Genomic DNA, 26,304 nt, shown 5'->3' with positions numbered 1-26,304 from the left:
ATTTCACCTCTATTACATGATTTCGACTAAGTCATACATCGGCAGCAGTATACTTAAATACGCTGCAACAATGCATATCGCTATCAAAATAAAGAAAAGAGGTTGAATGCTCGCCAAGCAAAATTTGATGGTCGATTGGATCCTCTCATTTAGCAATTCGCTGAATATGAGCATTTCCCGGCCTAAGTATCCATTTTTTTCACCGTGTTGAATCAATTCATCAAACTTTGGCATAAACAGTTGAAGTATCTTCACAGCCTCTGACAATGAATCACCGAACTTCACCCTTTGTTTCAATAGTGCTGTGATATATGATAAGTGGCGACTTATTTGTTGTTGTTCTAAAATAGACAATGCTTGTTGAAGTGATATACCTGATACTAATAAACTTCCAAGCAAATGAGAGAATTGTCTTGTTAAATTCACTTGATAAACATACTTCACTATAGGGATTTTCATAATGATGTTTAGTTGATGAGCGATTTCTTTTTTTCGAATGGAATGAATTGAAATAAATATCAAGAATAACGAAATAATGAAGAGGAGTATGAGAAAATCTGGTATATGAAGCAATACAACAGCGAAGTTTATACTATTGACCTTTTCTGAATGATTTGAAATCACGAGTTGCTCTATGTTTGGTAAAAAATAACTTCGAAACAATATAAAAACCATTGTTAATAAAATCATCAAGAAAGCGGGATACATTAGCAACTTCACAATTTTCCGCTGAGTATCTTCTTGAAATTTTATTTGCTTACTTACGTGGTGCAATGATTCAGCCAAATCCCCTTTTTCTTCTGCAATAGCTATCAATAATAAAAAATGTTTTGGAATTGAAAGTTGTTGTAAAATATCCACTGCCGATGAACCGTTATTGAACTGTTGTTGTAATAAAGCATTCCACTTTTCCAATTCTTTAACGTGATAAGGAAGTAACATAAACAAGGCATCTGAAAATGTATATCCTTCTTTCAGTAATATGCTTGTCCTATTTAGGAGCGATGGAACATCCCGAACTTTCTCCTTATAATTTCTTTGAATGGGGAAATTCATTCTTTCGCTGATTTGCTGTAGCACGACAAATCCCCCAATTCTTCAATTGCAGCTTTTTGGAATTCCAATGTTTCCTCAACTGGCAAGTGATATTCAATTCCTTGCGCTGTATTTATAATTGCTTCTTGTAAAATATCTTCCGACAAAATTTCATAAATTGCTTTCCTGCTATCGCTATCATGTAACTGAATTAAACATTGGGCAATAATTGCAATCAAAGCTTGCCGAATTTCTTCTATGGAAACATTTAAATCCATTAAACGATATAGACAATTCACCGAATCTTTTGCATGTATAGTTGATAGCACCAAATGACCGGATAATGCAGCACGCATGGCGATTTCTGCAGTCTCTTCATCCCTGATTTCACCAATCATAATGACATCGGGCGAATGTCTTAAAATTGCTTTTAAACCAGCTGCATATGTAATACCTGCAAGCTCATTTACTTGAATTTGAAGCATATACGACTGGCTGCTTTCCACTGGATCTTCGAGAGAAATTACATGTCGCCCTAATGTGTCACTGCAATATTTTGCTAATGAATATAATGTCGTAGTTTTGCCCGATCCTGTGGCGCCACAAAATAATATCAATCCTTGTCGATTGGAAATCAATCTCAATAATTTTTCTGCTGAATGGCGATCGTAACATAATGAAGCAATCGGATATGAGGCATTTTGTAAAAACAAACGGATAACGAGGCTTTCTCTTTTATATACGGAAGGTAAAGTAGAGACTCGGAAGGCATACAAACGATTGGAAAACATTTCTTCAAATGAACCGCTTTGCGGCTTTCGCTTTTCACTAATATCTAAAGAAGATTTATATTTGAAAAAGGAAATCATTCGATCCCCTAATTCAATTGGGAAATGACCTGCAGGAAATAATTTTCCATATTTGCGAAACTGAATGGTGTAATGGTTTGGAGTTGGCTCAATTAAAATATCACTAGCTCCGAAATGTAAAGCTTTTAACAATAATTGAGTTGATTTTGTTTCAATAACGGACTCCACTTTCAAACGCATCACCACTTCCCTATATTCGTGACCGCTGAATTTAGCAATAGTATAAGACGAAGTTTATATTTGGAAAAGGCTTTTTCTTAAAATTTTTATTTGACCCCTTTTTTCTGTTGAAACTTTATTTTTGAAAAGTTTATGGCAGATTTTATTACAAATTTTGAATATTTTGCTAATCCCCAATAATCACCACGTATTTTCACTATCATTTTATTAATAATAAAGCTAAAATTGAAGTAGCATAAATATTACTGAAGGTGGGATAACAACATGTTGCATCCATTAAAAATTACGAGTACTTTAGCAGATGAAACTCGTTTTCAAATATATGAATACATGTTGCAACAAAAAAAAGCATTTACTGTACAAGATATTGCAGATAAATTTAATATACATCCAAATGTGGCAAGATTGCATTTAACGAAATTATCGGAGATCCATCTCATCACTACTGATTTTTTTAAATCAGGTAAAGGTGGAAGACCTGGTCGAATTTATCAAGTATCTGAACAAGGGGTTGAGTTGACTCTCCCAAAACGAGATGAAAAACATCTCGTTAAATGGGCACTTCAACTTGTATGTGAGTTGGGACAAGATGCATTGAAGACAGCGAAAAAAATTAGTTATCAAGATGGCTTAAAAGAAATTCAAAAAAGATTATCAAAGATAACTAAACCTCTTAGCTTTGAAGAAAAATTAGAAATCTTATCTGAAGCTGCTCTACTAGTTGGCTACATTCCAAAAATTGTAGATACTGCTGAAGGAAAGAAAATTACGCTAACGATTTTTAACTGTCCATATAGAAGTCAAATAAAAGAACATAGCGATATAGTATGTGAACTACATAAATCATACTTACAAGGTCAAATCGACACACTATTTGAAAAAAATGAATTTGTTCAATTTGAAAGTATGGTTCACGATTGCGATTTTTGTAAATATGAAATATTTGTGCCAAATGTTGCTCTGTAAAAGATACACTTGATTGTCACAAATCTATCGAAGTATCAGTTTACAATATTGTCAATTATCATTTATAATAAACATTGAGATTATTGTGTCGTACAAAAGGAGGGATTTGACATGGCTAATATGTATAAAGTTTTAGCATTCTGGACAGGTATTTTTGCCGTAATGTTCTATCTTGGTCATATGATTGAGGTTTCGCTATTATTCGTAGGTAATTCTGTATTATTCTTATTATTAGGCTTCTTAAACCTTTCAGAACGCATGTACATGTACATTTTCGGAGCTTATTTGACAATATTCTTTGCTGGATTTACTTATTACACAACGTTTATCCACGTACCGGGTGGACTTGGACACTAATAAATCAGAAATGGGGCTGTCTCAAAAGTCATTTTGAGGCGGCCCTTTTTGCGACGAGGATAGTGGAAGTTTGTTTCGACTATCACAGGAGGAAAAAGCAAGCAAGGGTGCCTGGAAAATTCTCGACTTTCTAGACACCCTCTTATTAAGTTAAAAGCCATGTAAAAATGGATTCGTATCCATTTCATGAGCTGGTGTTGTATAGCCTCCATGTCCCGGATAAATAATAAAATCATCAGGCAGCACAAGCAGCTTCTCATGAATGGATTTTAATAACACTTCCAGTGAACCACCAATTAAATCTGTTCGACCGATGCTTCCTTGAAACAGCGTATCGCCTACAATTGCAAACCCATCGTCTTCGAAAATATATGAAATGCTTCCTGGGGAATGTCCTGGCGTAAATACCGCATGAAATTTCATGCATCCTACTTCAAAAGTCTGCTCTTTTTCGATGATATAATCTGCCGATTGCAGACGGTACGTTGGAAGATCCGCATATTTTCCTGAACCATTTTTATTTGGGTCCATTAACCAATCCTCTTCTTCTTTATGAATATAAACAGGAATATGAAAAGCCTGTCTTAATTCATCGACAGCACCTATATGGTCAAAATGAGCATGAGTTAAAAAGATGGCTAGTGGTTTCAACTGTTGAGACTGAATAGTAGAAATGATTCTATTTCCTTCTTCGCCTGGGTCAAAAATGATGCATTCTTTTGATTGGTTGCTCACTATATAGCAATTTGCTTGCACTGGACCGACACTTAATGTTTTAACATCCAACAATCTCATCACCTCTAGCGTATTATACTATGGTTTGGAAAAAATGAACATTGCCAACTAATTCATTTCTAACTATTAAACGAATCAATCGTTGTTCATATAAACGTCACTTTTAAAACTCGACATTTTATGACTGTTGCTATAAAATAGAGAAGGAATATTGTTTTACCGACATACTCTTTGGATGTCGAAAGGAGTGTAATATTTTTCATGAACTTATTAATGGTTATTTTCGGTTTAATTGCAATTCTTTCATTAGTTGCGGCATTCCGCGCAATCAAAGACAAAAACGTTTTAGCAATTATTTTTGGATTAGCATCTGGAGTAGTGTTTGGTTGGTTTGTCATCATGACTGTATTATACCAAGGCTATCCACCAGTACATCACTAATGAAAAGAAATAAAAAACGAGGTGCATTGCCGCATCTCGTTTTTTATTTAAATTAATTTTTTAAAAGGAAAAAGGTTTCTAGAAAATCAAAGCATTCTAGAAACCCCCACATTCTATAATCATAGCCCTTATAACTCTTTTCTGCTACAGAAGCAGAAATAAGTCTCTGCTATCCTCTTTGCCATTACTCTGTAGCTAAGCATGCACCACAGTCGAAAGTGACCGTTTAAAACGGTCACTTTATCAACAATTATTTAACCGCTTCAGATATTAAATTTCCAGTTTCTTCATCATAGAAGCGTAATAAGTCACCATTGATGATTTTATCTGAATATCCAAGCTCTTTTTGAGCTCGTTCAATATAAGGTGCACATCCTTGAATATCCACCTTCTCTCCTGTTGCACGATCGAAGCATGTTTGATCCGCAAATACATACTGATCCGTCACAAAGCGTCCATCACGGAAGATGACAAAGTCTTCGTGTTCATCAGAGAACAAGTCTGCACCTAATTGCATATCATTGGAAGTGTCAATTCCCAACAAATGTAAAATGGTTGGTCTTAAGTCAATTTGACCTCCAACCTTTTCGATGATTCGCCCGTCACCAGATCCCGGAACGTGAATGAATAGCGGCACTGACTGCAACAATGCGCTATCGTATGGCGTAATTTCTTCTTTTTCTAAGTACATAGCCATCGCTTTATTATGGTTTTCAGAAATTCCATAGTGATCTCCGTACATAACAATAATGGAATTTTCATACAACCCTTTTTCTTTTAAATGTTCAAAGAATAATTTGACCGCCTCATCCATGTATCGCACAGTTTGGAAATAACGGTTTAACGTACCTGAATTAGAGTTGTACTCAGGAATCATTTTATCTTCTTCATCCAATGTGAATGGGAAATGGTTTGTTAATGTAATTATTCTTGTATAGAACGGCTGCGGCATTTCAGTCATAATTTCCGCTGATTGTTCAAAGAATGGAATGTCTTTTAATCCCCAGTTTACAGAATTATCTTCGTTTACTTCATAGCTATCAATATCATAGAATTTTTGCATTTTTAATGATTGATATGTCATATCACGATTCCAGAAAGATTTATTGTTTGCGTGCATGACACTTGTAAAATATCCATTTTTCCCTAGCTTTTCAGCCATCGAATTAAACGTATTTCCACTATGCGTAAAGAATACAGCACCACGGTCTAAACCAAACAGTGAATTTTCCAATAAGAATTCAGCATCACTTGTTTTGCCAAGTCCTGTTTGATGATAGAAATTATTAAAGTAATACGTATCTTTATCGTGAATTAAGGAATTCAAGAATGGTGTAACTTCGTATCCATTCATGTCATTTTGCAAGACAAAACTTTGCAATGATTCCAGTTGAATGACAATCAAATTTCGACCTCGATATTTACCAAACATATCTTCATTAATGGCTGCTTGGTTTGCTTGAACATAGTTATTGACTTCCACTAGTTCGCTCCCATCGGCAAGAGCACGTTGAGCGGAAGATTTTGATTGAATGTAAATATCATATAAATGATAATTATAAGTTCCAATATTTTTTACTAGTAATTCGCGGTCAAAACTACGAGTTAAAAGCTGTGGCCGTTCTGTTTCAGAAAGACCTAAATTTAAAAATAACACAGCTAATGATAGGACAAAATATGCGCGACGAACTTCTTTTCGAACGCTATATAATGTCTCCATTTTTGGTAAGTATTTAATTGCCAACAAAATAACAAATACATCAATAAAGTATAAAAGATCCTTAAAATTAAGTATTTCAGCTACAGACGTTCCTAATTCTCCGAAATTGCTTGTTTGGAATAATACAGGAAGCGTAATAAAATCGTTGAAGAATCGATAGAAAGCAACATTTGTATAAAGTACAATACTTAACACCATACTTGTAATGACAATCCAACGATTCCGCGCCTTTTCTGTTTTGAAAAATAAAGATATTCCGTAAGCAAAAAGTAAAAAGCTAAGAGGATTTATAAATAAAATGAACTCTTGCATTCCATTTTCTAAATCGAATTCAAAGCTGGTTCGATAGACGATTGCAGTCTTAATCCAAGTTGCGATAATGGCTACTATTAAAATCGTATGTTTAGGCCATTTCCATGACTTCATCTTGCATCCTCCTCTTCTTACGTATTCAAAGTCACAACATTCGCACATATACTTCATATATTTAGAAGAAGGCAAATAATATCTTAATCTTTTTCTTGCCATTATTCAATGAATTGCACTACGAAAAAATTAAAAGAAATTAGGTTATAAAAATTATATATTACCTTTCCTTTACAAACCCCCAAAAATATTTACGTCTTTTTTACAAAAAGGTTCCCAAAAATAAAACAGTGGCTTCTACACTGTTCTTATGAAAATGACTTAACAAGTCTACACCTTTTTAACAATTGATTCAATCATTATTTTTTTCTTTTATTGGCTATATTAGTTATTTAATTTCATTTTTCTTTCTTCTTCTTTTTTTATTTCGTTTCGAATTATCAATAGAGCCGATTGGAATTCTTTTGGATCGATAACTTGCGACTTATATAATTCGCGTATTTCATCTTCCATCATCATCAAATCCCCTAAGCGATCTCCTGTATAAATAAACGATCCATATTGCTTCAATATGTTGCGAATATCGAGTATCGTTTTCATTCAGCTATCTCCTTTCGATTGTTGGCACAATGTATGAGAGCTTTTTCAGTAATAATGAAATCAACTGGAATATCATGAGATTCTTTTGGCAATTCTTCGACAATTTGTAAATGAAAAGCTAGAGATATCTTATGCCCATTATAATTCGTTAAATACCGGTCGTAATAACCGCCTCCATAACCAATTCGATACCCAAGCTGATCAAATACAATCCCTGGTACAATCATTAAATCAATTTCTTCAGGAGATACATAAGTTGTTTTTTCTGGTATAGGTTCTTGCAAATCTATATATACCGTTTCCAGCTGAGAAAAGCTAGTGATATGATAAAAATCCATTGTTCGTGTTTTTGGATTGCATTTTGGAACAGCTACTCGCTTACCAAGTTGCCAACATGCCTTAATTATTTCATAAGTATCCACTTCAGGCTGTCTTGAAATAGTCAACGCAATCGTATGGCATTGTTCTAGGATGGGTTCATTGAATAAGCGCTTTTTTATCATTTCGGAAAGTAAATGATATTGATTATTGGACATTTGGTTTAAAGAGGATTTAATAGTATTTCGCCATTCTTTTTTGTTCATTTCAATCAATCCTTTGCTTATAAGTAAAAAGCCAAAACCGGAATTGGTTTTGGCAAAATCATTACTTCGTTTCACGGTGAAGAGTGACTTTCTTCTCGCGAGAGCAATATTTTTTTAGTTCTAGACGTTCTGGATTGTTACGTTTATTTTTTGTAGAAATATAATTACGTTCTCCACATTCTGTGCAAGCTAATGTAATGTTTACGCGCATTATTAACCCTCCCACTCTCTATCATGAATTTATATATAAGCATGATTTATACGACTAAGTCATTATAACATAAATTGAAAAAAAATCTAGCGTCATTTATTAATTAAAATCCTTATGTTAAAATAATTCAAAAATGTAAAATTCGGAGGAGCGATTGTGGAACTATCAACGTTACTAATCATCATCGGCATTATTTGTATTATTGCATCTTTTTTCCTAAAAGATACATCAAAAAAATTAGAACGAGATGTTGAAGAATTGTCTCTGCAATTTTATCAAGAAACAAACGGAATTAAAAGAAGATTAAAAGTGATCGAAGAAGAATTATTACTCGAGCCTTCTTTTAAAGTAAAGCCGGCGACAAAACCTATTACAACTAAATCAGAAAATGTACCCAAACAACCGAATAAGCCGGTCAATCAAATTTTAGTTCGACAAGTCATCGAATTAAATAAGCAAGGATACCCAATTAGTGAAATCAGCAAAATGTCAACATTATCTGAAGAACAAGTTCTACATATTCTTAATCACGGAGGTCAATCATGAAAAGATCGACTGTTCGTGGGTTTGGCCTTGCTTGTTTAGTCATCGGCATCCTTTATACAGGGATGGATCGTTTCTCTCATACAGAATCAGAGTCAAAGGAAATTGCTAATTACGAAGAAAAAATTGCACAGCTAGAATCCCAATTAAAATTAGCAAAACAACAATTACAAGAACTTGAAAATCAATCATCTTCCAATTCAACCGAAACGCAAGATGAACCCGAGGTAAATAATGAGCCTTCTGAAACGACTACATCGACACAACAGGAGAATGTAGTAGAAGGCATTCTATATATTTATTCCGGCCTAACACCTTATGAAGTTTCAAAAAAATTGGAAGATATGGGCGTTATTAAAAATGCGGTTGAAATGGAGTTATTTTTAGCACAACCGGAATATGCCCGCTCAATTCAAAAAGGGCAATTTAAAGTCAATTCCACGATGACCATTGAAGAAATTGCTAATTTAATTACAGGCAAACAAAATTCTTAATTCATCAACCCAAACGGATGGAAGATGATTCTGTTTGGGTTTTATTAATAAAAAACTCTCGAACATATTCAATAAATTGCTTTACTGCTCCACTCATATAACGATTTTTTAAATAGCTTAGTCCAATTTCCCTTTTGCAGTCTTTAGCATCTACTTGTATGATGTGTACATTATATTGGTCTAGCCCTTTAATATGTGGAATTAACGAAACTCCTAAGCCGCTCTCCACAAGCCCGGCAATGGTATGTACTTCTTCCCCTTCAAAAGCAACATTTAATTGAAACCCTTCTCGTTTAAAAATCTCATCAACATATTTCCTCAATGAATTTCCTTTTTTGATAGAAATGAAAGGCTCCATTGCAAATTCAGCAAGCTTGACTTTTTTCCGATTTTTTAATGGATGTTGTTTCGGAACAATTAAAAATAACTCCTCTTCCCATAATTTTTCCCAATGGACGTCTTTACTAGTTTCAAGAGAAGATACTAAACAAATATCAAGCTCTCCCGTTTCCAATTTTTTCATAATGACACTAGAATTGCTTTGAGTTAATTGAAAACGCATATGAGGAAATCGCTTTTTCGCTTTCATCATTAAGGATGGAATAACTTCGAGCCCCAACGTATGCATAAATCCTAATGAGACTTCACCAACATCAGGTGTCACAAGGTTGGTTAAATCTTCTTTTGCCCGTTCGATTTCTTTTAAAATCAGATTCGTTCGTTCTAGGAAGAATTTCCCGTATCGGTTTAATTTAATGGAGCGGCCATTTCGATCGAAAAGTTCAACTCCTAAATACTCTTCCAGCATAGCAATCGATTTACTGAGGGCAGGCTGGCTTATATGTAAAGTTTCTGCTGCTCGCGACATATTTTCATATTTTGCAACAGTTTGAAAATAAATGAGTGCATTGATATCCAATTGATTGTCCCCTTCTCCTTCATATTCTTTATCCAAATTATAGCATGTCCGAAAGATGTCACAATGAAATGGCATATTTTAAAGATACATCTACTTATAACTCAAAGTTATTAGTGAAATAAAAACTATGAAATTACTATTTTAGAAAATCACCATTATAATTATCGGTAAATTGATTGTTCAAAAAAATGTCAAAATTAAAAGAGGCGAAGAACAGTGTATATCCAAAAAGGAACTCGAGAATTTACATTAACGAATTTAGCATTGTTTGCAGCAGGATTTATTATTTTTGCAAACTTATACATTACGCAACCTTTATTTCCGCAATTTTCTGAAGAATTCCATGTTTCACCTGCTGTAGCCAGTTTATCATTATCAGCTTCTACTGTCGCCCTATCCTTTAGTTTAATTTTATTTGGATCATTATCGGAAGCTTGGGGACGAAAGCGATTAATGACCTTTTCCATCTTTGTAGCATCGTTCATAACTATTGTGCTAGCATTCTCTCCTTCTTTTGAAATTTTATTGTTATTGAGAGTCATACAAGGCATTGTTTTTGCGGGAATTCCTGCCATTGCGATGGCCTATTTAGGAGAAGAAATGGATCCTTCTAGTCTAGGTATTGCAATGGGACTATATATAAGCGGAAATACAGTTGGTGGCCTTAGCGGGCGGATTATCATGGGAACGGTAACAGATTTATTTTCGTGGCAAGTAGGAATGCTTTTTCTTGGTATTTTAAGTTTAATTGTGAGCTTCTTTTTCGTATGGGCATTGCCGGCATCTCAACACTTTGAACCAAGACCTTTACAATTAGCTTCCTTGACGAAATCACTATTTTCCCATTTAAAAGATCCAGGTTTAGTCTGCTTGTTCGGAATTGCATTCACATTAATGGGGGGATTTGTCACTTTATATAACTATATTAGTTATAAATTGCTAGATGAACCTTACAACCTAAGTACAACTATCGTTGGCTGGATTTTTATAGTTTATTTAGTTGGAACTTTTAGCTCTGCTTGGTTTGGTAGTTTATCGGATCGGTTTGGGCGTCAAAAGGTGCTGTTAGTCGGGATTATGATTATGTTATCGGGAGCTTTATTAACACTTCCCGTCAATTTAATAATTAAAATACTTGGGATTGTTGTATTTACTTTCGGCTTTTTCGGGTCACATTCCATCGCAAGTTCTTGGGTAAGCAGCCGGGCAAAAAGCAATAAAGCTCAAGCCTCTTCCCTTTACTTATTTGCCTACTATTTTGGTTCAAGTGTTGGTGGAACAACAGGTGGATTCTTTTGGTCTAGTTTCGGATGGAACGGGGTAATCGCATTCATCAGTGCGTTTATCATTACTTCTCTCCTATTAGCTGTTATACTGAATTTAAGCAGTAGAAGAACTGAGAATTAATAGTGAAAGTGAGGAGCTCTCATGGAATTTTACGATATCGAAGTAACAACTGCTAAGGGAGAAACATATCCATTAAGCCGCTATAAAGGACAAGTAATGTTAATTGTGAACACTGCATCTAATTGCGGTTTTGCTCCACAATTTGATGAACTAGAAAAAATTTATCAAAAATATAAAGATCGTGGGTTTGTCGTTTTAGGATTCCCCTCCAATCAGTTTAAACAAGAATTAGACTCTGCAAAAGATGCGGAAGAAGCATGTCGAATCAATTACGGGGTGACATTCCCAATCCATGAAATTGTAGCAGTTAACGGAGAAGAGGCACACCCTTTATTTAAATTTTTAACCCGTAATACAAAAGGCGTTCTCGGTTCGAAAGTAAAGTGGAATTTTACGAAATTTTTAGTGGATCGAAACGGTGAAGTAGTCGCTCGTTTTGCCCCGATGGATAAACCATCCAAATTTGAGAAAGAGATTGAGAAATATTTATAATAACGCTTTATATTTCTGGAATGGCTATTATAACGTGCAGATTGACCATTATCCTATTGGTATTGACTATTTTTTGCTTGACTTTGGCTATTATCACTTCTTTATATCGGCATGTTCAGCTCATTGACAAATTTGGCCATTTTCCTATTGAGTTTGGCTATTATTTTCTAAACTTTGGCTATTATCGCTTCTTTCTATAGGCATTTTTATCTGATTGACTATTATCATCACAAATTTGGCCATTTTCCTATTGAGTTTGGCTATTATTTTCTAAACTTTGGCTATTATCGCTTCTTTCTATAGGCATTTTTAGCTGATTGACTATTATCATTACAATTTTGGCCATTTTCCTATTGAGTTTGGCTATTATTTTCTAAACTTTGGCTATTATCGCTTCTTTCTATAGGCATTTTTAGCTGATTGACTATTATCATTACAATTTTGGCCATTTTCCTATTGAGTTTGGCTATTATTTTCTAAACTTTGGCTATTATCGCTTCTTTCTATAGGCATTTTTAGCTGATTGACTATTATCATCACAAATTTGGCCATTTTCCTATTGAGTTTGACTATTATTTTCTAAACTTTGGCTATTATCTTTCAATCAATAATCGTTTTCTTCATAATTGGCTATAACTGTCACAATTTTGACTATTATCCTCCTCAGATTGACTAATATGAATTGAAGTTTGACTAATAACCATCTATTAGGACTATTATCTTCAATAAAATAACAGGCTTTCTAGAACGTTATACATTCTAGAAAGCCTTTTTACTATGCATTCGCTAAAAACGCCTTGACGATATGATTTCCGCTTGGTGTACCGATTGACTCAGGGTGGAATTGTACGCCATAGATAGGTAGCTGTTTATGTTGAATAGCCATAATTTCTCCATCATCTTTTGACGTTGCAATTACCTCAAAGTCTTTACTTAATGTCGTAGGTTCAATGACTAATGAATGATAACGCATCACTTCTACATCATTAGAACACTCTTTGAACAATCCCTTTCGTTCATAGTTTAATAGCGACGTTTTTCCATGCATGATGCGGTTTGCTTGCACAATCTCACCGCCAAATGCGGCACCGATAATTTGATGCCCTAAACAAACACCAAGGATTGGAAACTCCGTGTACAGTTCTTTTACAACATTGACCGTTTGAGGAATATCATCAGGTCTTCCGGGTCCTGGCGATAATACAATCGCTTCAGGCTGCATTTCACGAATTTCGTCAATCGTGATGTCATCGTAGCGAATAACCTTCACTTCTTTTCCGAGCGAGGCAATTTGTTGATATAAATTGTATGTGAATGAATCGTAATGATCAATTAGTAATATCATCGCTCTACCTCCAACAAAGCCTTCATTTTATTCAGTGTCTCTTCATATTCAGATTGCGGAATGGAATCATACACGATTCCTGCCCCAGCTTGCACATATGCTTTTTCGTCTTTTACGATCATCGTACGTATCGCAATTGCCAAGTCTAAATTGCCATTGATTGAAATATAACCAATTGCCCCTGCGTAAACCCCTCTTTTTTGTTGTTCCAGTTCATTGATAATTTGCATGGCGCGAATTTTCGGAGCTCCGGAAACCGTTCCAGCAGGCAAGCAACTAGTAATGACATCCACTACATGAACATCATCTCTTTTTTCACCGATTACTTCGGAAACAATATGCATTACATATTTATACTTTTCTATTTTCATATATTTTGAAACGTTCACTGTACCGACCTTCGAAACCCGCCCCAAATCGTTTCGACCTAAATCAACGAGCATGCGATGTTCCGCAAGTTCTTTCTCATCACTTAGAAGAAGTTCCTCTAATTTTCGATCATCTTCCTTTGTTTTTCCACGAGGTTTCGTTCCAGCAATCGGATTCGTCTTAATGAATCCATCGGTGATTTTTACTAAACTTTCTGGGGAAGTACCCAAAATTGTATAATCATCAAACTCTAAATAGAACATGTATGGTGATGGATTCGAAGTACGCAGACTTCGGTATAAAGAAAAAGGATTTCCTTTAAAATCGGACGAAAAACGTTGAGATAATACAACTTGAAAAATGTCACCACATTCAATATAATTTTTTGCTTTTTCTACCATATTAACAAATGTTTCTTGATCAATGGATGGACGAAATTCAACTGTACTTTTTTCTACTTCAATAAGCGTAGTACCATTTTTCAATTGTTCTTCAATCTGATGGATGTATTCATCCATCTCCTCTCTTGTTTTACCTTCTTGGAATAAATCAATGGCCACGATCGATACTTTTTGTAGTAAATGATCGATGACAATAAATCGATTATAAAACAGAAGATGCACATCTGGCATATTCAACTCATCTGGTAAGAGAGGTCCGATTTTTTCAGTATAAAAAGCCGTATCATAACTAAAATAGCCAATTGCCCCTCCAAAGAAGGAAAAAGGAAGTGGTTCATTGGAAATAGGGATTAAATCTCTCAACTTTTGAAAGACCGAACCTTCCCTCTTTTCCTCCTCCCCTTCTTTCCTAAACAAGTAACTCTCTTTATTGCCAATTAATTCTGCAATCGGATCATAGGCAATAAAGGAATATCTTCCACTTTCCTCATGTTTCGCAGCAGATTCAAATAATACTTTATTTTTTCCTGAGACACTAAGGAAAACAGAAATAGGAGTCATCATATCTCCCTGTAAAGTTTTCATTACATAATTTACTGTCATCTCTACCTTCTCCTCTCAACTCAACTAACTAAGCTATCAAAATAAAAAACTCCCCTAAAATTAAAGGACGGGGAGCCGTGGTACCACCTTTATTGACATAAGAAGACTTATGTCCACTCAAAGTTTGTAACGTAAACGATACGCTAGCACCTACTAAACTTTCAATGCTAGAGCTAGAAAACCCATTCGTATTATGTCTTGCACTAGCTCGCACCAACCGCTAGCTCTCTTAGCCAATCCATAATACTACTCTTTTTCATCATCGCTTCCGTATTTGGTTGAAATCATTTTATTATAAATTTTTTCATTATTCAATAAAAACCCTTTTGAAAAGTTAGAATACAACATTAACGGTTTAAATCTAAGTAAAGTCCTTTTTTCAAATAGAGGATATATTCTGCGATATTCGTTGCCAAATCCGCACAACGCTCAATAAATCGGCATACAAAAGATAAATACGTGATTTGCGAAACACTTTCAGGACTAATGGCAGAAAGTTTCATTAAATGTGCAATCATATTTCCATACATTTCATCGATTTGATCATCCATTTCAGCAATTTCTTTTGCATTTTGGACATTTTCTTCCACAAATGCATTAACGACTTGCCGAAGCATCGATATCGTTTTATAGCACATATCTTCCATTAACTCTACTGACGTAATAAATCGTTCCTCCCCAATGCGAATGGCTCCCTTTGATATGTTCACTGCATAATCTCCAACCCGTTCCATATCTGAAGCAGCTTTTAATAAAACGATAAGACGACGAAGATCTGTTGCAACAATTGGTTGTTGTTTGGTCAGAAGGAGCACTACTTTATTATGAATCTCTTCTTCCATCTTGTTCATTTCCACATCTTCTTCTATTATTCGTTTTGCTAATTCCATATCTTTTTCAATAAATGCTTGAAACGATAATTCAAATTGATGAATACTTTTATCGCACAAAGTTAAAAATGCTTGTTGCACAGATTCCAATTCTTTGTCCAATCTTTCTCGAATACTCACGCACCCATCACTCCTTATTAGCCGAAACGCCCTGAAATATAATCTTCTGTACGCTGATCACGTGGTGTTGAGAATATTCGATCTGTGATGTCAAATTCCACTACTTCTCCATTTAAGAAAAAGGCTGTTTTGTCTGAAATCCGGGCCGCTTGTTGCATATTGTGTGTCACAATAATAATGGAGTAATTCTTTTTTAAGTCCTGAATGAGGTCCTCAACTTTTAATGTAGAAATTGGATCAAGGGCAGATGTTGGTTCGTCCATTAAAATGACATCTGGTTCAATCGCTAGACACCGTGCAATACAAATACGTTGTTGTTGTCCTCCTGATAAACCATAAGCATTGTGATGAAGACGATCTTTCACTTCATCCCAAATCGCTGCACCTCTCAATGACCTTTCTACAATTTCATCTAATATTTTTTTATTTTTAATGCCATGAATTCGCGGCCCATAAGCGACGTTATCATATATGGATTTCGGGAAAGGGTTTGGTTTTTGAAACACCATCCCAACTTTTGTACGCAATTCTTCTACTGCATAATCAGCAGCAAATATATTGCGACCACGGTATAAAATTTCTCCGCTTATTTTCACTGATGGAACAAGTTCCACCATACGGTTCAACGCTTTAATAAAAGTTGATTTTCCGCATCCTGAAGGCCCGATGATGGCAGTCACTTCATTTTCTTGAACGTTAAATTGAATATCTTTTAACGCATGGTGCTCACCATACCAAAGATTAAAATTGTTCGCATAGAAAACGGATGCTTTACTGTTTGTCTGGAAATTTTCATTGACTTTGAACTGCTTTTCAACAACACGCAAAGGTTTCAGTTCATTGTTAATCATTGTTTGTACCACTTTCACCCATCCTTAATATCGTTTTTGGAATTTATTTCGAATCAACACGGCAATCGAATTCATCAGCACAAGGACAATCATCAACACAATAATTCCCGCTGCAGCAACATATTGAAATGCTTCTTGCGGGCGTTTTGCCCAATCGTAAATTTGCATCGGCAAAGCTGTAAATTCACTAAGCAAACCAGTAGGCAAGAAATGGATAATTACAGGGATTCCGATTACAACTAATGGCGCTGTTTCTCCAATTGCACGAGATAAAGCTAAAATGCTTCCCGTCAAGATTCCCGGTATGGCAGATGGCAATACAACTCGAGTAATCGTTTGCCATTTGGTTGCGCCCATACCATATGAAGCTTCCCGCTGTTCTTTTGGTACAGCACGGATCGCTTCTTGTGCAGCTACAATAATGACAGGCAAAATTAATAAACTCATCGTTAATCCAGCAGCTAGAATACTTTTTCCTAAACCAAACATGCGGACAAAAATGGTTAATCCTAATAAACCAAAGACAATTGATGGTACACCAGCTAAGTTGGATATATTTGTTCGAATAAAATCATTAAATCTATTATTCTTTGCATACTCTTCCAAATATATTGCTGTTGCCACCCCAAGTATGATGGAAGTTGGAGCTACAACGAGCATCATACAAATCGAACCAATTAATGCCGCTTTTACTCCAGCTTTTTCAGGAAAACGTGAACCGAAATTGTTAAAGAAATCCCAATTTATGTATCCCGCTCCTTGAGATATTATTCTTACAATTAATACAACGAGGGTTAACAATGCAAAAGAAGCAGCAAGGAAAAATATTATTTTCCAAATTTTATTTTTTCTTAATCGAGACTGCATACGCTTCATGACGACGGTATCGTCAATGTATTTCGTCATATCAATATTCCTCCCTGAAGCGTTTCGAAATATATTGAGCTACTAAGTTCATCAATAAAGTGAATATAAACAACGTAAATCCAACTGCATACATAGAATAGTAAATTGTTGTGCCGTAACCTGCATCACCAGAAGATACTTGTACGATATAGGCTGTCATCGTTTGAATTGAACCCGTGATATTGAAATCAAAAGTTGGGGTTGCACCGCCGGCGAGGGAGACAATCATCGTTTCACCGATAGCCCGAGAAATGCCCAATACAATGGATGCAACGATGCCGGATAACGCTGCAGGAAGTACAACTTTTAACGAAACTTCGAGCTTTGTAGCACCCAGCGCGAGAGCTCCTTCTCGAATAGCATTTGGTACAGAATTCATGGCATCTTCCGATAAAGAGATAATGCTAGGTAAAATCATGATTCCCACTACGATCCCTGGACTAAGAGCATTAAATAATTTCAGCGACGGTATCAAAGTTTGTAATATCGGTGTGACAAACGTCAGAGCAAAAAAACCATAGACAATGGTCGGTACACCTGCTAATACTTCCAAAATCGGTTTCATGATTTTTCGAGTTTTGTCAGAAGCATATTCACTTAAATAAATTGCTACTGACAAACCTATCGGAACAGCTACACCTATTGCAATCAGCGTCACTTTGAATGTTCCTAATATGAGTGGTAAAACACCAAAGGATGGACTGCCACTTGAAAATGGATACCATTCTGTTCCAAATAAAAACTCGACAATTGATACTCTCCTAAAAAACTCAAAGGTCTCGAAAATTAATGTAAAGACAATGCTCAATGTGGTAACAACAGAAATCAGTGCTGCTAATAGGAGTAAAATAAGCATTATTTTTTCAATGATTTTTTTGCCCTTTTTATTTCGAGATTTCTCAATCAATTGTTGGATTGATTGCTCTTTCTCAATGCTTTGAGCCATTTCATAATCTCCCTTCTAACCCTGCAAAGTGTGTGGGTGAAAGCCCCCCACACACTAACAATCTAAAGGATTATTTAAATTGTTCTAACGTTTTCAGCTCTTCTCTATACTTATCATCAGGTAAACGCACATATCCAACAGCTTCAGCCATGTCTCCAGCGTTTTCTAAAGTGAATTTCATAAAATCGTAAAATGATTCATTCTCAATGATTTTTTTATTGTTTACGAATACAAATAACGGACGAGAGAGCGGCGTGTATTCCCCGTTTTCAATTGTTTCATTTGATGGTTCTATACCGTTCACGCGTACCGCTTTTAATTTATCTTGATTTTCCAAATAGTAAGCATAGCCAAAGAATCCGATCGCGTTTTTATCAGAAGCAACGCCTTGAACAATTACGTTATCATCTTCAGACAATTGAGCTGATCGAACTAAATCTTCACCTTCCAAAATCACTTCGTCGAAATAGTCAAAGGTACCTGAATCTGTTCCTGGTGCATAGTAGACAATTTCTTCATCTGGCCAAGATGGATCAAGATCAGACCATTTTTTCACTTTTCCGTCTTCAATCCAAATTTCTTTTAATTGTTCAATTGTTAAATCCGTAGCCCAATCGTTATCTGAATTAATTACGACAGTGATTCCGTCATAAGCAATTTCAAATTTTGTATATTCAATACCCGCATCTTTTAAAGCTTGAGCTTCTTCTTCTTTAATTTCTCGTGAAGCATTTGAGAAATCCGTTTCGCCGGCGATGAATTTTTCAAATCCTCCACCAGTTCCAGATACCCCTACAGATACTTGTACATTTGGTTCAACAGCAGCATATTCTTCCACAAGCGCTTCAACAATAGGGGCAACAGTTGAAGAACCATCACCTGTTACAGAGCCTGCTAATTGTGCTTCTCCATTTTCTGCTTGTTGTGGTGTATTTCCAGCATTTGTGCCAGCTTCATTTTTTTCTCCGCCACATGCTCCAAGTAGTAATGCAGAACTTACCATTGCAGTCATCGTTAAGAACTTCCACTTTTTCATCTGAAATTTCCTCCATCGTTTAATAGTTTAATTCTCACTACATTTCCCACTATAAAATTCATATATTGATCTTGTTTAAAGGAATTGTTAAGAGATTGTAAATTTGCACTACTTTTGGATGCAGAAAATGTTAAGATTGCAATTTAAAAGAAAGAGGAATTTTTACTAAAAACAGAAATCGAGTAGGAGGGAGCGATTAACTCCCGTCCTCTCACACCACCGTACGTACGGTTCCGTATACGGCGGTTCAATTAAGATAATTGACGCAAGTTTTCATAACGAGCTTCAAGACTTTTCAGCCCTTGGTTTCTCCAATAGGAGTTACCAAGGGTTCTGTGTAATATTGGACTTTTTGAAATACGCCAATAACTCTTCCGAGTATTTCCCCATTCATACGCTTGCCATTGTGGTACGCCAAGTTGAATAAGGTTGCGTAACTTTGTTTTCGGTTTCTTCCAGTTCTTCCATAGACACATTCGAAGTCTTCTACGAATCCATTTATCTAATTCAGGGAATATAGATTTGGTGTCTGCTAACGCAAAATATCCACACCATCCCATTAGATATTGATTCAGTTTCTGAATGCGGTATTCCATCGGGTAGGGCATCTTGCGTGATGTGATTTCACGAACTTTATTCTTCATTCGTTTAAGGCTTTCTTTTGCGATACGAACCTTTGGCTCTTTATGATAGGTAAAGCTAAATCCTAGAAACTTACGTTTCCATGGACGGTCGACCGCTGATTTCTTTTCATTTACTTTCAGTCGTAGTTTTCCTTCAATAAATCGCTGGATACTTGCCATTGTGCGAAGTCCTGCTCGTTTACTTTTCACGTAAATGTTACAGTCATCCGCATATCGAACGAATTTGTGTCCTCTTCTTTCCAATTCTTTATCTAGTTCATCTAGTACAATGTTAGATAGTAGCGGACTTAATGGTCCTCCTTGTGGAGTTCCCTCAAATGTGTTTGACACCACACCATTAATCATGACGCCCGATTGTAAATACTTACGAATCAATTTCAGTAATGGTTTATCTTGGATTCTCTTCGCGAGTGTACCCATTAATCTGTCATGGTTGACCTTATCAAAGAATTTCTCCAAGTCCATATCTACAACCCATCGATGTCCATCTCTTATATATTCTTTCGCTTTCCTCACCGCATCATGGGCACTTCGGTTTGGTCTAAATCCGTAGCTGTTTTCAGAGAATGTAGGGTCATACACTTTTGAAAGTACTTGGGCGATTGCTTGTTGAATCAAACGGTCTGTTACGGTAGGGATTCCTAGTAAACGAACACCGCCATCAGGTTTCGGGATTTCGACTCTGCGGACTGGCATCGGTTCATAAGTTCCCTTGAGAATTGCTTCTTTAATCGATAGCCAGTTTTCAACTATGTGCTGTCGTAGATTTTGTACGGGCATCATATCTACTCCGTGGCTTCCTTTATTCTGTTCTACACGTTTTAGTGCTTGAAGCATGTTCTCCCGTGACAGGATTTGATTCAAAAGCATCGTTATTCTCCTTCCGTGAATAGCTGTTCTCTTTATGCCAGTGGTCACTCCACCCTCCAAGAGGTCCCCCACGGGATTCACCGCTTCCTCCCTCAAGTGAGGTACTACGTTTTCTGTGTTCATCATGACTCACTGAATGCCAAGGGCTATTCTCTCTTAATTGTTCGGTCCTTCTCAGTTGTTCTAGACCAACTAATACTATGACCTCTGCTGACTTCTGATGGTTCAGCTACTTATCACTAAGTAGGTTATGAAGTGTATTTCACGTATCCATCAGACCTCCCTGGGTAAGAATGTAATCTTTCCTTCCATCTATCTGCTTCATTTACTCTGTATCACCTTCGGCAGAAAGGACTTTGTTTTGTTGTGCAAACTCATCCAATGATACCTAGCCTTGTATGAAGTTCGTGTTCCTCAGACCGGAAGTTTGCCGCTCGCTTCCTTCAGATTCCGCGTCACCACAGACACCCTTGCGTTAAGCTAACCGTTACTTCTGCCTTCACGGCTCGGGACTTGCACCCTATAGATTACATCCATGCCAGGCGCACACAAAAAAACATCATTCTCTGTTAGAAAATGATGTTTCCAAATCGAAAATAAAAAGAGGCGTCCAAAAATGGATGCCTCATCATATTTAAGTTCGTTTATAATTATAATTTAACAACGTTAGCAGCTTGAGGTCCGCGGTTGCCTTCAACCACTTCGAATTCCACTTTTTGACCTTCATCAAGAGTTTTGAAACCTTCACCTTGAATAGCTGAGAAGTGTACGAATACGTCGTTTTCGCCTTCAACTTCGATGAATCCAAAACCTTTTTCTGAGTTAAACCATTTTACTGTACCTTGTTTCATTGAAAAAAACCTCCAAAAAAATAAAAATATTTTTACAATATGGAATTGTTTTTATTACCAGAATAAAAAAATTCACATATTACGAAGAGTACCGACAAAAACACCGATCACTCTTTGTAATATGTGAATCACTTGTTTCCGGCCTTACAATTCAATTGTATTTATATTATACCACCATATTACAAAATGTCAAACGATTTTTATACAGATTTGAAATCGTTCTCGAATGGATCGGGATATATTTTGTTACTATTATTGATTATATTCAAGTTGTTGCACAATTATACCATGAAAAATTTGTAATTCATCATCACAAGCTTCACAATAAGTTTTTTCATCTTCCGACCAAAAGGCAAAATACTTTCCTTCCCTGCTCTCCTCATGGTCAAATTTTTTTCTAAACACATTAAGAGTTTCTTTTATTGCAACTTCAAATTGTTCTTTCGTATCAAAAACTTCTTCTGACACAATATGTGATTCCCAACCTTCAAATTGCCACCAAGGTTCAAAGTCTGCCTTCATATAAATAATTTTATACACGTTGAAAAACCCCATTCTTTTCATAATAAAAAATATGTTAAAATATCTATAACTTGGTAATTTTTGAATCGAAAGGAAGGACTTAAGTATGGTTTTAACATTTAAACCAAGAGTTCATTTAAACGATTTATTAGAACGTGGAACTGATATAGAAGCATCAGGACGTTTTTTAAAAACCTTACAATATAATCATTTTACAAAAAAGGATCAGCAAAATTTACAAGAATTATTTAAAAAAATTGTAAACTTCACTCCAACAATGAGCAATATTTTTCAACGCTATTTAAAAGAAATTTCACCGAAAGGCGAAAATCCTATTCCAGAAGAAAAAATTGAAAAATATTTGCAACAATTTTTTCTTAATGAACGAAATGATGAGTATGTACAAAATGCGATAAAATTTTTTCACTTATTCAGAATACATAATTTTGAAACTGGAAAATTAATCGTATTATTTAATCAATTCTCCTTTTACATTAGTACTCACATTTTACATAACTTTGGTATGAAACCTCATAAAGCATTGGAATATTTGCGCTCATTAAACGCTGCAATGAATGTAGAGCAAGAGTTATTGGTAGAAGTATTAACAGAAAGAATGATCGAAAATGTCATTACAGAAATTTCTTCGCTAATTGAATCCAATACGAAAATCATCTACATGAAAGATTTAATTCAACGCGTTGATCAACAAACAACGGAAATTCAAAATTCCACCGCAGCAATCGAACAAGTTTCCGCTTCGATTGGAGAAGTTGCCCGTGCTTCATCGCAAATATCTGAGAAAACGACGGATTCAGTAAGCAATGTTATCGACGGAAAAAATACAATTGAAAAAGCGTTAAATGATATTTTTCAAACGGATAATACGTTCCAACAAATTGTTAAATCATTCCATCAATTACAAAACTATGTGAACGAAATTGATAGTATCGTCACAATAATAAACGAAATTGCAGACCAAACAAATTTACTAGCACTTAACGCTTCTATTGAGGCAGCTCGTGCTGGTGAACATGGGAAAGGTTTCTCTGTTGTGGCACAAGAAGTACGAAAATTAGCTGAAGGAACAGTGAACGCATTAAATGAAGTATCACAAAATGTCGATGCATTTAAACAATATTCAAATATGGTTTCCGATTCCATTGCAGATGCTTCACAGAAGATTAAAGAAGCTACTTCAGAGGCAAAACAGTCGTTACCTTTATTAAACTCAATTGTACATGCAATTGAAAGTATTAAACATGATGTTGCCAGCACTGCTTCCATTACTGAAGAACAAGCTGCTGCCGTTGATGAAATTACTAAACGTATGTCTGAAATGGCCAATCTTCAAGAACAAATTCATAGCTTAGGTAAACAAACGTCTGAAAGTATATTTGCACTAAGTAAAGAAATGATGCGTTTCCGAAATGACATTATCAATAATAACCCTGTTCGCTTATCCAGTACCGCCCTTTTACAATTATCAAAAACTGATCATCTATTATGGAAATGGCGGGTATATAACATGATTTTAGGAGTTGAAGAATTATCACCAGAAGAAGTTTCCTCCCACCAAGATTGCCGTTTAGGAAAATGGTATTATGCAAATGACACCCAAGCTAAATTTAAACATGTAGAATCTTTCAAAGAATTAGAGTACGTTCATAAGCAAGTTCATATTGCTGCAAAAAATGCAATTTTGGAATTAAGTAGAGGAAATCGACAACAAGCAGAAATCCATTTGCAAGAAATCGAAAAAGCTTCTGAAAAAGTCATTCACTATTTAAATGATTTAATTCATATGTTGAAAACCCACGGCTGAATGAAAATTTAATTGATTGTAGGTGGAGTGATGGCAAAGAGGGCGCACATTATAATCAATGTCGCTGGAAAAAGATTTGGCAACCGATTTTTCATTCAACAGAAGGCGTTAGAATTAGGATTAAAAGGGAATTTTCGTATAAATGAAAACGATCAGCTTGAAATCGATGTGGAAGGGAAAAATCAATCTATTGATGAATTTTTGCATTTTATTCAAAAAGGTGAAAATCTAAAATCAAGTTTGTCAATTGTAATTTTTGATGATATACAAGGATATGACAAATTGAATTTTGAATTGCTGTAATTTGGACGTTTTTTAAACGTCCAATTTTTTGTATTTCCCCCATTCCTTCTCTTTAAAAATATGTGAAAAAAGTAGTATCATTTAAATAGAGAAATGATAAATTCAAATAAGTTTTTGAAACTTTTATTCCCCACCGAACGTATTTATACTAAGAACACGAGGAGGTACGCATATGCTGGGGGTAAGCAACTTCATCATACGACATTTACTCAATTTTTTCTTTAGTTTTACAGTTTTTATCATATTAGTTGTTCAATTAAATATCAGTTTTCTGAATGGATTAATCATACCGATTGCATCCATTCTAACTTATATAGTTAGTAATTATATCATTAAATCTGTTCAAAAATATAAAAAGACGAAAGCACTCGGCTTTACCCGTTCAGAATATAATCATATTGAATCCCAATTAAAACAAGCAAAAAGCCACATAAATTTATTAACACAGCAATATATTCGAGTGCGTTCCATTCGTTCTTTTAAATTACTAAATGAAATGACAAAGTTGTCTAGAAGAATAGTCAATATCGTTCAAACAAATCCGCAAAAATTTTACACAGTTGAAGATTTCTTCTATTCTCACCTGCCTTCAGCTGTGCAATTGAGCAAAAATTACGCAACGTTAGTACAACAGCAAATTAAAGATGCTGATGTGCATATCGCTCTTGAAGAGGCTCGAAAAGCGATGAAAAAATTACAAAGTTCGATGGAAGATGACTTAAAAGCTGCTCTTGCATCTGATTTAGAAAATTTAAAATTGGAGTTGGATTATGTCAAACTCGAGCATGAAAAAAAACAAAAGCAAATAGAATTTGGGAGGGAAAATCAATGATGGAGAAAAAGAGCTCAGAAGGTTTTGAACTGTTCCCAAACGAGAGCTCTTTTTCTATTGTGGAGAGTAAAGTATTCCCTACCCTTACTGAAGAAGAGCAGTCAAAAGCATTATATTTAGCAAGCGAGCTAGATAGTACTTGCTATGAAGCCATTGTTCGTTTTGGTGAAGAAGTTCAAAAATCCCTAAAACATTTTACCCATCAATTATTAGTTCAAGTACAAAGAAACGATACTTCACCAATTCGAGAGATTTTATCGACCTTAATTGAACAGTTGGATTCAATGAATCTCGATCAATTCAACATTCAAGATAAAGGATTTTTAAGAAAACTATTTAAACGAAAAACTTCCATTCAACAAATCGTTTCCCAATACAATCGCTTAAGTAAGCAAATCGACCGTCTAACGATTCATTTAAAACGAGCTCAAGAGAATTTATTGACGGATAACAATATGTTAAATAAGTTATATGAAAAAAATGAAGAATATTTTCAAGAAATCAATTTGTACATTGCTGCTTTGGAAATGAAAAGACTTGACCTTCAAAAGCAGTTGCAAATGGTGGAAACGGATTATAACGATATGGACAACCCCATGATGAGGCAAAAGTTACTCGATATGAAAAATGCGGCGGAATGGCTAGATCGAAGAATGTATGATTTACAAATATCGCGGGAAATAGCTATTCAAACTGCTCCCCAAATTCGCATGATTCAATCAACCAATGAAATGCTCATTGAAAAAATTCAGTCATCTATATTATCAACAATCCCTTTATGGCAATCTCAAATTTCCATGCTCGTCAACCTCAATCGCCAACATCGTGCAAATGCGACAAGTCATCATTTAATGAATACTTCAGAGAAGTTAGCGATGAAAAGCGCTGAAATGACGAGCATTACCGAAAGTCATGTAGAACTGAATCATTTAAAAGAAACGCAAATACAGCTTATCGAATCAATCGAAGAAACATTGCAAATTCAAGCCGACCGGAACGAAAAACAACAATTGATTGAACAAACCATCCATGAAATAGATGGCAAGTAAAATAGCACGAGTGATACAAAAC

General features: G+C 35.3%; 29 protein-coding genes and 1 other annotated feature. Of the genes, 11 read left to right on the top strand and 18 right to left on the bottom strand.

Going from position 1 to position 26,304, the window contains the following annotated elements; translation table 11 throughout:
- Window positions 1-12: 12 nt before the first annotated feature.
- Together comGB and comGA are read right to left on the bottom strand one after the other, a co-directional pair.
- Window positions 13-1,080 carry a competence type IV pilus assembly protein ComGB gene (gene comGB, locus UtA1_RS10455; RefSeq protein WP_016837715.1) on the bottom strand — a complete coding sequence of 356 codons (1,068 nt, stop codon included), beginning with the start codon at window positions 1,078-1,080 and terminating at the stop codon, window positions 13-15.
- On the bottom strand, window positions 1,053-2,084 hold the full coding sequence (gene comGA / locus UtA1_RS10450; RefSeq protein ID WP_096550947.1) for a competence type IV pilus ATPase ComGA: 1,032 nt from the start codon (window positions 2,082-2,084) through the stop codon (window positions 1,053-1,055). Before comGA ends, comGB begins: the two co-directional genes overlap by 28 nt.
- 264 nt (window positions 2,085-2,348) lie before the next feature.
- On the opposite strand from comGA, the gene UtA1_RS10445 reads away from it, so the two are divergent.
- Window positions 2,349-3,050 (top strand): helix-turn-helix transcriptional regulator, encoded by a 702-nt coding sequence (locus UtA1_RS10445; RefSeq protein ID WP_096550946.1) that lies wholly within the window; start codon window positions 2,349-2,351, stop codon window positions 3,048-3,050.
- Between the two features lie 111 nt (window positions 3,051-3,161).
- Window positions 3,162-3,407: a DUF2626 family protein gene (locus tag UtA1_RS10440; RefSeq protein WP_016837709.1), complete on the top strand. Its 246-nt coding sequence runs from the start codon at window positions 3,162-3,164 to the stop codon at window positions 3,405-3,407.
- A gap of 150 nt (window positions 3,408-3,557) precedes the next feature.
- Here UtA1_RS10440 and UtA1_RS10435 read toward each other — a convergent pair whose 3' ends face one another.
- Window positions 3,558-4,202 carry an MBL fold metallo-hydrolase gene (locus tag UtA1_RS10435; RefSeq protein ID WP_408647287.1) on the bottom strand — a complete coding sequence of 215 codons (645 nt, stop codon included), beginning with the start codon at window positions 4,200-4,202 and terminating at the stop codon, window positions 3,558-3,560.
- Window positions 4,203-4,403: 201 nt separating this feature from the next.
- Between UtA1_RS10435 and UtA1_RS10430 the strand changes: the two genes are divergently transcribed.
- A complete protein-coding gene (locus tag UtA1_RS10430) occupies window positions 4,404-4,583 on the top strand; it encodes a DUF2759 domain-containing protein (RefSeq protein WP_016837707.1) in 180 nt (59 codons plus the stop codon).
- Window positions 4,584-4,833: 250 nt separating this feature from the next.
- Here the strand turns inward: UtA1_RS10430 and UtA1_RS10425 are convergent, their stop codons facing one another.
- The 4 genes from UtA1_RS10425 to rpmG all read right to left on the bottom strand — a co-directional run bounded on the left by UtA1_RS10425 (window position 4,834) and on the right by rpmG (window position 8,064).
- Window positions 4,834-6,729, bottom strand: a complete 1,896-nt coding sequence (locus tag UtA1_RS10425) for an LTA synthase family protein (protein ID WP_096550944.1) — start codon at window positions 6,727-6,729, stop codon at window positions 4,834-4,836.
- A gap of 324 nt (window positions 6,730-7,053) precedes the next feature.
- Window positions 7,054-7,269 (bottom strand): YqgQ family protein, encoded by a 216-nt coding sequence (locus UtA1_RS10420; protein ID WP_016839241.1) that lies wholly within the window; start codon window positions 7,267-7,269, stop codon window positions 7,054-7,056.
- Entirely contained in the window at window positions 7,266-7,853 is a 588-nt protein-coding gene (locus UtA1_RS10415; protein ID WP_096552492.1) for a 5-formyltetrahydrofolate cyclo-ligase, read from the bottom strand. Before UtA1_RS10415 ends, UtA1_RS10420 begins: the two co-directional genes overlap by 4 nt.
- A gap of 61 nt (window positions 7,854-7,914) precedes the next feature.
- Window positions 7,915-8,064 carry a 50S ribosomal protein L33 gene (gene rpmG / locus UtA1_RS10410; RefSeq protein WP_016839239.1) on the bottom strand — a complete coding sequence of 50 codons (150 nt, stop codon included), beginning with the start codon at window positions 8,062-8,064 and terminating at the stop codon, window positions 7,915-7,917.
- A gap of 156 nt (window positions 8,065-8,220) precedes the next feature.
- Between rpmG and UtA1_RS10405 the strand changes: the two genes are divergently transcribed.
- On the top strand, window positions 8,221-8,610 hold the full coding sequence (locus UtA1_RS10405; protein WP_016839238.1) for a hypothetical protein: 390 nt from the start codon (window positions 8,221-8,223) through the stop codon (window positions 8,608-8,610).
- Window positions 8,607-9,101 (top strand): hypothetical protein, encoded by a 495-nt coding sequence (locus UtA1_RS10400; protein WP_016839237.1) that lies wholly within the window; start codon window positions 8,607-8,609, stop codon window positions 9,099-9,101. The genes UtA1_RS10405 and UtA1_RS10400 overlap by 4 nt, the downstream gene beginning before the upstream one ends.
- A 4-nt stretch (window positions 9,102-9,105) precedes the next feature.
- Here the strand turns inward: UtA1_RS10400 and UtA1_RS10395 are convergent, their stop codons facing one another.
- Window positions 9,106-10,056, bottom strand: a complete 951-nt coding sequence (locus UtA1_RS10395; protein ID WP_096550943.1) for a LysR family transcriptional regulator — start codon at window positions 10,054-10,056, stop codon at window positions 9,106-9,108.
- 180 nt (window positions 10,057-10,236) lie between these two features.
- Between UtA1_RS10395 and UtA1_RS10390 the strand changes: the two genes are divergently transcribed.
- Together UtA1_RS10390 and UtA1_RS10385 are read left to right on the top strand one after the other, a co-directional pair.
- Complete coding sequence (locus tag UtA1_RS10390) at window positions 10,237-11,427, top strand: MFS transporter (protein WP_096550942.1); 1,191 nt, start codon at window positions 10,237-10,239, stop codon at window positions 11,425-11,427.
- Window positions 11,428-11,448: 21 nt separating this feature from the next.
- Window positions 11,449-11,919 (top strand): glutathione peroxidase, encoded by a 471-nt coding sequence (locus UtA1_RS10385; protein WP_016839234.1) that lies wholly within the window; start codon window positions 11,449-11,451, stop codon window positions 11,917-11,919.
- Window positions 11,920-12,694: 775 nt separating this feature from the next.
- Here the strand turns inward: UtA1_RS10385 and UtA1_RS10380 are convergent.
- The 10 genes from UtA1_RS10380 to UtA1_RS10335 all read right to left on the bottom strand — a co-directional run bounded on the left by UtA1_RS10380 (window position 12,695) and on the right by UtA1_RS10335 (window position 22,291).
- Window positions 12,695-13,264: an anthranilate synthase component II gene (locus tag UtA1_RS10380; RefSeq protein ID WP_096550941.1), complete on the bottom strand. Its 570-nt coding sequence runs from the start codon at window positions 13,262-13,264 to the stop codon at window positions 12,695-12,697.
- Window positions 13,261-14,637: an anthranilate synthase component I gene (gene trpE / locus UtA1_RS10375; protein ID WP_096550940.1), complete on the bottom strand. Its 1,377-nt coding sequence runs from the start codon at window positions 14,635-14,637 to the stop codon at window positions 13,261-13,263. The genes UtA1_RS10380 and trpE overlap by 4 nt, the downstream gene beginning before the upstream one ends.
- A 60-nt stretch (window positions 14,638-14,697) precedes the next feature.
- Window positions 14,698-14,909, bottom strand: a binding site (T-box leader).
- A 75-nt stretch (window positions 14,910-14,984) separates the two neighbouring features.
- A complete protein-coding gene (phoU, locus tag UtA1_RS10370) occupies window positions 14,985-15,647 on the bottom strand; it encodes a phosphate signaling complex protein PhoU (protein WP_096550939.1) in 663 nt (220 codons plus the stop codon).
- 17 nt (window positions 15,648-15,664) lie between these two features.
- Window positions 15,665-16,510 carry a phosphate ABC transporter ATP-binding protein PstB gene (gene pstB, locus UtA1_RS10365; RefSeq protein ID WP_016839229.1) on the bottom strand — a complete coding sequence of 282 codons (846 nt, stop codon included), beginning with the start codon at window positions 16,508-16,510 and terminating at the stop codon, window positions 15,665-15,667.
- Window positions 16,511-16,522: 12 nt separating this feature from the next.
- Entirely contained in the window at window positions 16,523-17,404 is an 882-nt protein-coding gene (gene pstA, locus UtA1_RS10360) for a phosphate ABC transporter permease PstA (RefSeq protein ID WP_096550938.1), read from the bottom strand.
- Window position 17,405: 1 nt separating this feature from the next.
- Window positions 17,406-18,350 (bottom strand): phosphate ABC transporter permease subunit PstC, encoded by a 945-nt coding sequence (pstC, locus tag UtA1_RS10355; RefSeq protein ID WP_096550937.1) that lies wholly within the window; start codon window positions 18,348-18,350, stop codon window positions 17,406-17,408.
- A gap of 70 nt (window positions 18,351-18,420) precedes the next feature.
- Window positions 18,421-19,386, bottom strand: coding sequence for a PstS family phosphate ABC transporter substrate-binding protein (locus UtA1_RS10350; protein ID WP_096550936.1), 966 nt, complete (start codon window positions 19,384-19,386; stop codon window positions 18,421-18,423).
- Between the two features lie 251 nt (window positions 19,387-19,637).
- Entirely contained in the window at window positions 19,638-20,900 is a 1,263-nt protein-coding gene (gene ltrA / locus UtA1_RS10345; RefSeq protein WP_096552415.1) for a group II intron reverse transcriptase/maturase, read from the bottom strand.
- A gap of 650 nt (window positions 20,901-21,550) precedes the next feature.
- Window positions 21,551-21,751, bottom strand: a complete 201-nt coding sequence (locus UtA1_RS10340; protein WP_016839225.1) for a cold-shock protein — start codon at window positions 21,749-21,751, stop codon at window positions 21,551-21,553.
- A 252-nt stretch (window positions 21,752-22,003) separates the two neighbouring features.
- On the bottom strand, window positions 22,004-22,291 hold the full coding sequence (locus UtA1_RS10335; RefSeq protein WP_016839224.1) for a DUF1033 family protein: 288 nt from the start codon (window positions 22,289-22,291) through the stop codon (window positions 22,004-22,006).
- Window positions 22,292-22,379: 88 nt separating this feature from the next.
- Here UtA1_RS10335 and UtA1_RS10330 point away from each other — a divergent pair, with 88 nt between their 5' ends.
- The 4 genes from UtA1_RS10330 (at window position 22,380) to UtA1_RS10315 (ending at window position 26,282) form a co-directional block, all read left to right on the top strand.
- Window positions 22,380-24,098: a globin-coupled sensor protein gene (locus UtA1_RS10330; RefSeq protein WP_096550935.1), complete on the top strand. Its 1,719-nt coding sequence runs from the start codon at window positions 22,380-22,382 to the stop codon at window positions 24,096-24,098.
- A 30-nt stretch (window positions 24,099-24,128) separates the two neighbouring features.
- On the top strand, window positions 24,129-24,401 hold the full coding sequence (locus UtA1_RS10325) for an acylphosphatase (protein WP_232019830.1): 273 nt from the start codon (window positions 24,129-24,131) through the stop codon (window positions 24,399-24,401).
- A gap of 172 nt (window positions 24,402-24,573) precedes the next feature.
- Complete coding sequence (locus UtA1_RS10320; RefSeq protein ID WP_016839217.1) at window positions 24,574-25,233, top strand: 5-bromo-4-chloroindolyl phosphate hydrolysis family protein; 660 nt, start codon at window positions 24,574-24,576, stop codon at window positions 25,231-25,233.
- A complete protein-coding gene (locus tag UtA1_RS10315) occupies window positions 25,230-26,282 on the top strand; it encodes a toxic anion resistance protein (RefSeq protein WP_096550934.1) in 1,053 nt (350 codons plus the stop codon). Before UtA1_RS10320 ends, UtA1_RS10315 begins: the two co-directional genes overlap by 4 nt.
- The last annotated feature ends 22 nt before the right edge of the window (window positions 26,283-26,304 follow it).

This window comes from Ureibacillus thermosphaericus (genome assembly GCF_002370195.2).
GTDB classification, from domain to species: Bacteria; Bacillota; Bacilli; order Bacillales_A; family Planococcaceae; genus Ureibacillus; species Ureibacillus thermosphaericus.
This window is presented reverse-complemented; position numbering and strand designations above follow the sequence as displayed.

Bases quoted from the DNA above. Each gene is read 5' to 3' on its own strand.
- comGA (WP_096550947.1), bottom strand. From the start codon at position 2,084: ATGCGTTTGAAAGTGGAGTCCGTTATTGAAACAAAATCAACTCAATTA.
- UtA1_RS10445 (WP_096550946.1), top strand. From the start codon at position 2,349: ATGTTGCATCCATTAAAAATTACGAGTACTTTAGCAGATGAAACTCGT.
- UtA1_RS10440 (WP_016837709.1), top strand. From the start codon at position 3,162: ATGGCTAATATGTATAAAGTTTTAGCATTCTGGACAGGTATTTTTGCC.
- UtA1_RS10435 (WP_408647287.1), bottom strand. From the start codon at position 4,202: ATGAGATTGTTGGATGTTAAAACATTAAGTGTCGGTCCAGTGCAAGCA.
- UtA1_RS10430 (WP_016837707.1), top strand. From the start codon at position 4,404: ATGAACTTATTAATGGTTATTTTCGGTTTAATTGCAATTCTTTCATTA.
- UtA1_RS10425 (WP_096550944.1), bottom strand. From the start codon at position 6,729: ATGAAGTCATGGAAATGGCCTAAACATACGATTTTAATAGTAGCCATT.
- UtA1_RS10420 (WP_016839241.1), bottom strand. From the start codon at position 7,269: ATGAAAACGATACTCGATATTCGCAACATATTGAAGCAATATGGATCG.
- UtA1_RS10415 (WP_096552492.1), bottom strand. From the start codon at position 7,853: ATGAACAAAAAAGAATGGCGAAATACTATTAAATCCTCTTTAAACCAA.
- rpmG (WP_016839239.1), bottom strand. From the start codon at position 8,064: ATGCGCGTAAACATTACATTAGCTTGCACAGAATGTGGAGAACGTAAT.
- UtA1_RS10400 (WP_016839237.1), top strand. From the start codon at position 8,607: ATGAAAAGATCGACTGTTCGTGGGTTTGGCCTTGCTTGTTTAGTCATC.
- UtA1_RS10385 (WP_016839234.1), top strand. From the start codon at position 11,449: ATGGAATTTTACGATATCGAAGTAACAACTGCTAAGGGAGAAACATAT.
- UtA1_RS10380 (WP_096550941.1), bottom strand. From the start codon at position 13,264: ATGATATTACTAATTGATCATTACGATTCATTCACATACAATTTATAT.
- trpE (WP_096550940.1), bottom strand. From the start codon at position 14,637: ATGACAGTAAATTATGTAATGAAAACTTTACAGGGAGATATGATGACT.
- pstA (WP_096550938.1), bottom strand. From the start codon at position 17,404: ATGACGAAATACATTGACGATACCGTCGTCATGAAGCGTATGCAGTCT.
- pstC (WP_096550937.1), bottom strand. From the start codon at position 18,350: ATGGCTCAAAGCATTGAGAAAGAGCAATCAATCCAACAATTGATTGAG.
- UtA1_RS10350 (WP_096550936.1), bottom strand. From the start codon at position 19,386: ATGAAAAAGTGGAAGTTCTTAACGATGACTGCAATGGTAAGTTCTGCA.
- ltrA (WP_096552415.1), bottom strand. From the start codon at position 20,900: ATGCTTTTGAATCAAATCCTGTCACGGGAGAACATGCTTCAAGCACTA.
- UtA1_RS10340 (WP_016839225.1), bottom strand. From the start codon at position 21,751: ATGAAACAAGGTACAGTAAAATGGTTTAACTCAGAAAAAGGTTTTGGA.
- UtA1_RS10330 (WP_096550935.1), top strand. From the start codon at position 22,380: ATGGTTTTAACATTTAAACCAAGAGTTCATTTAAACGATTTATTAGAA.
- UtA1_RS10325 (WP_232019830.1), top strand. From the start codon at position 24,129: ATGGCAAAGAGGGCGCACATTATAATCAATGTCGCTGGAAAAAGATTT.
- UtA1_RS10320 (WP_016839217.1), top strand. From the start codon at position 24,574: ATGCTGGGGGTAAGCAACTTCATCATACGACATTTACTCAATTTTTTC.
- UtA1_RS10315 (WP_096550934.1), top strand. From the start codon at position 25,230: ATGATGGAGAAAAAGAGCTCAGAAGGTTTTGAACTGTTCCCAAACGAG.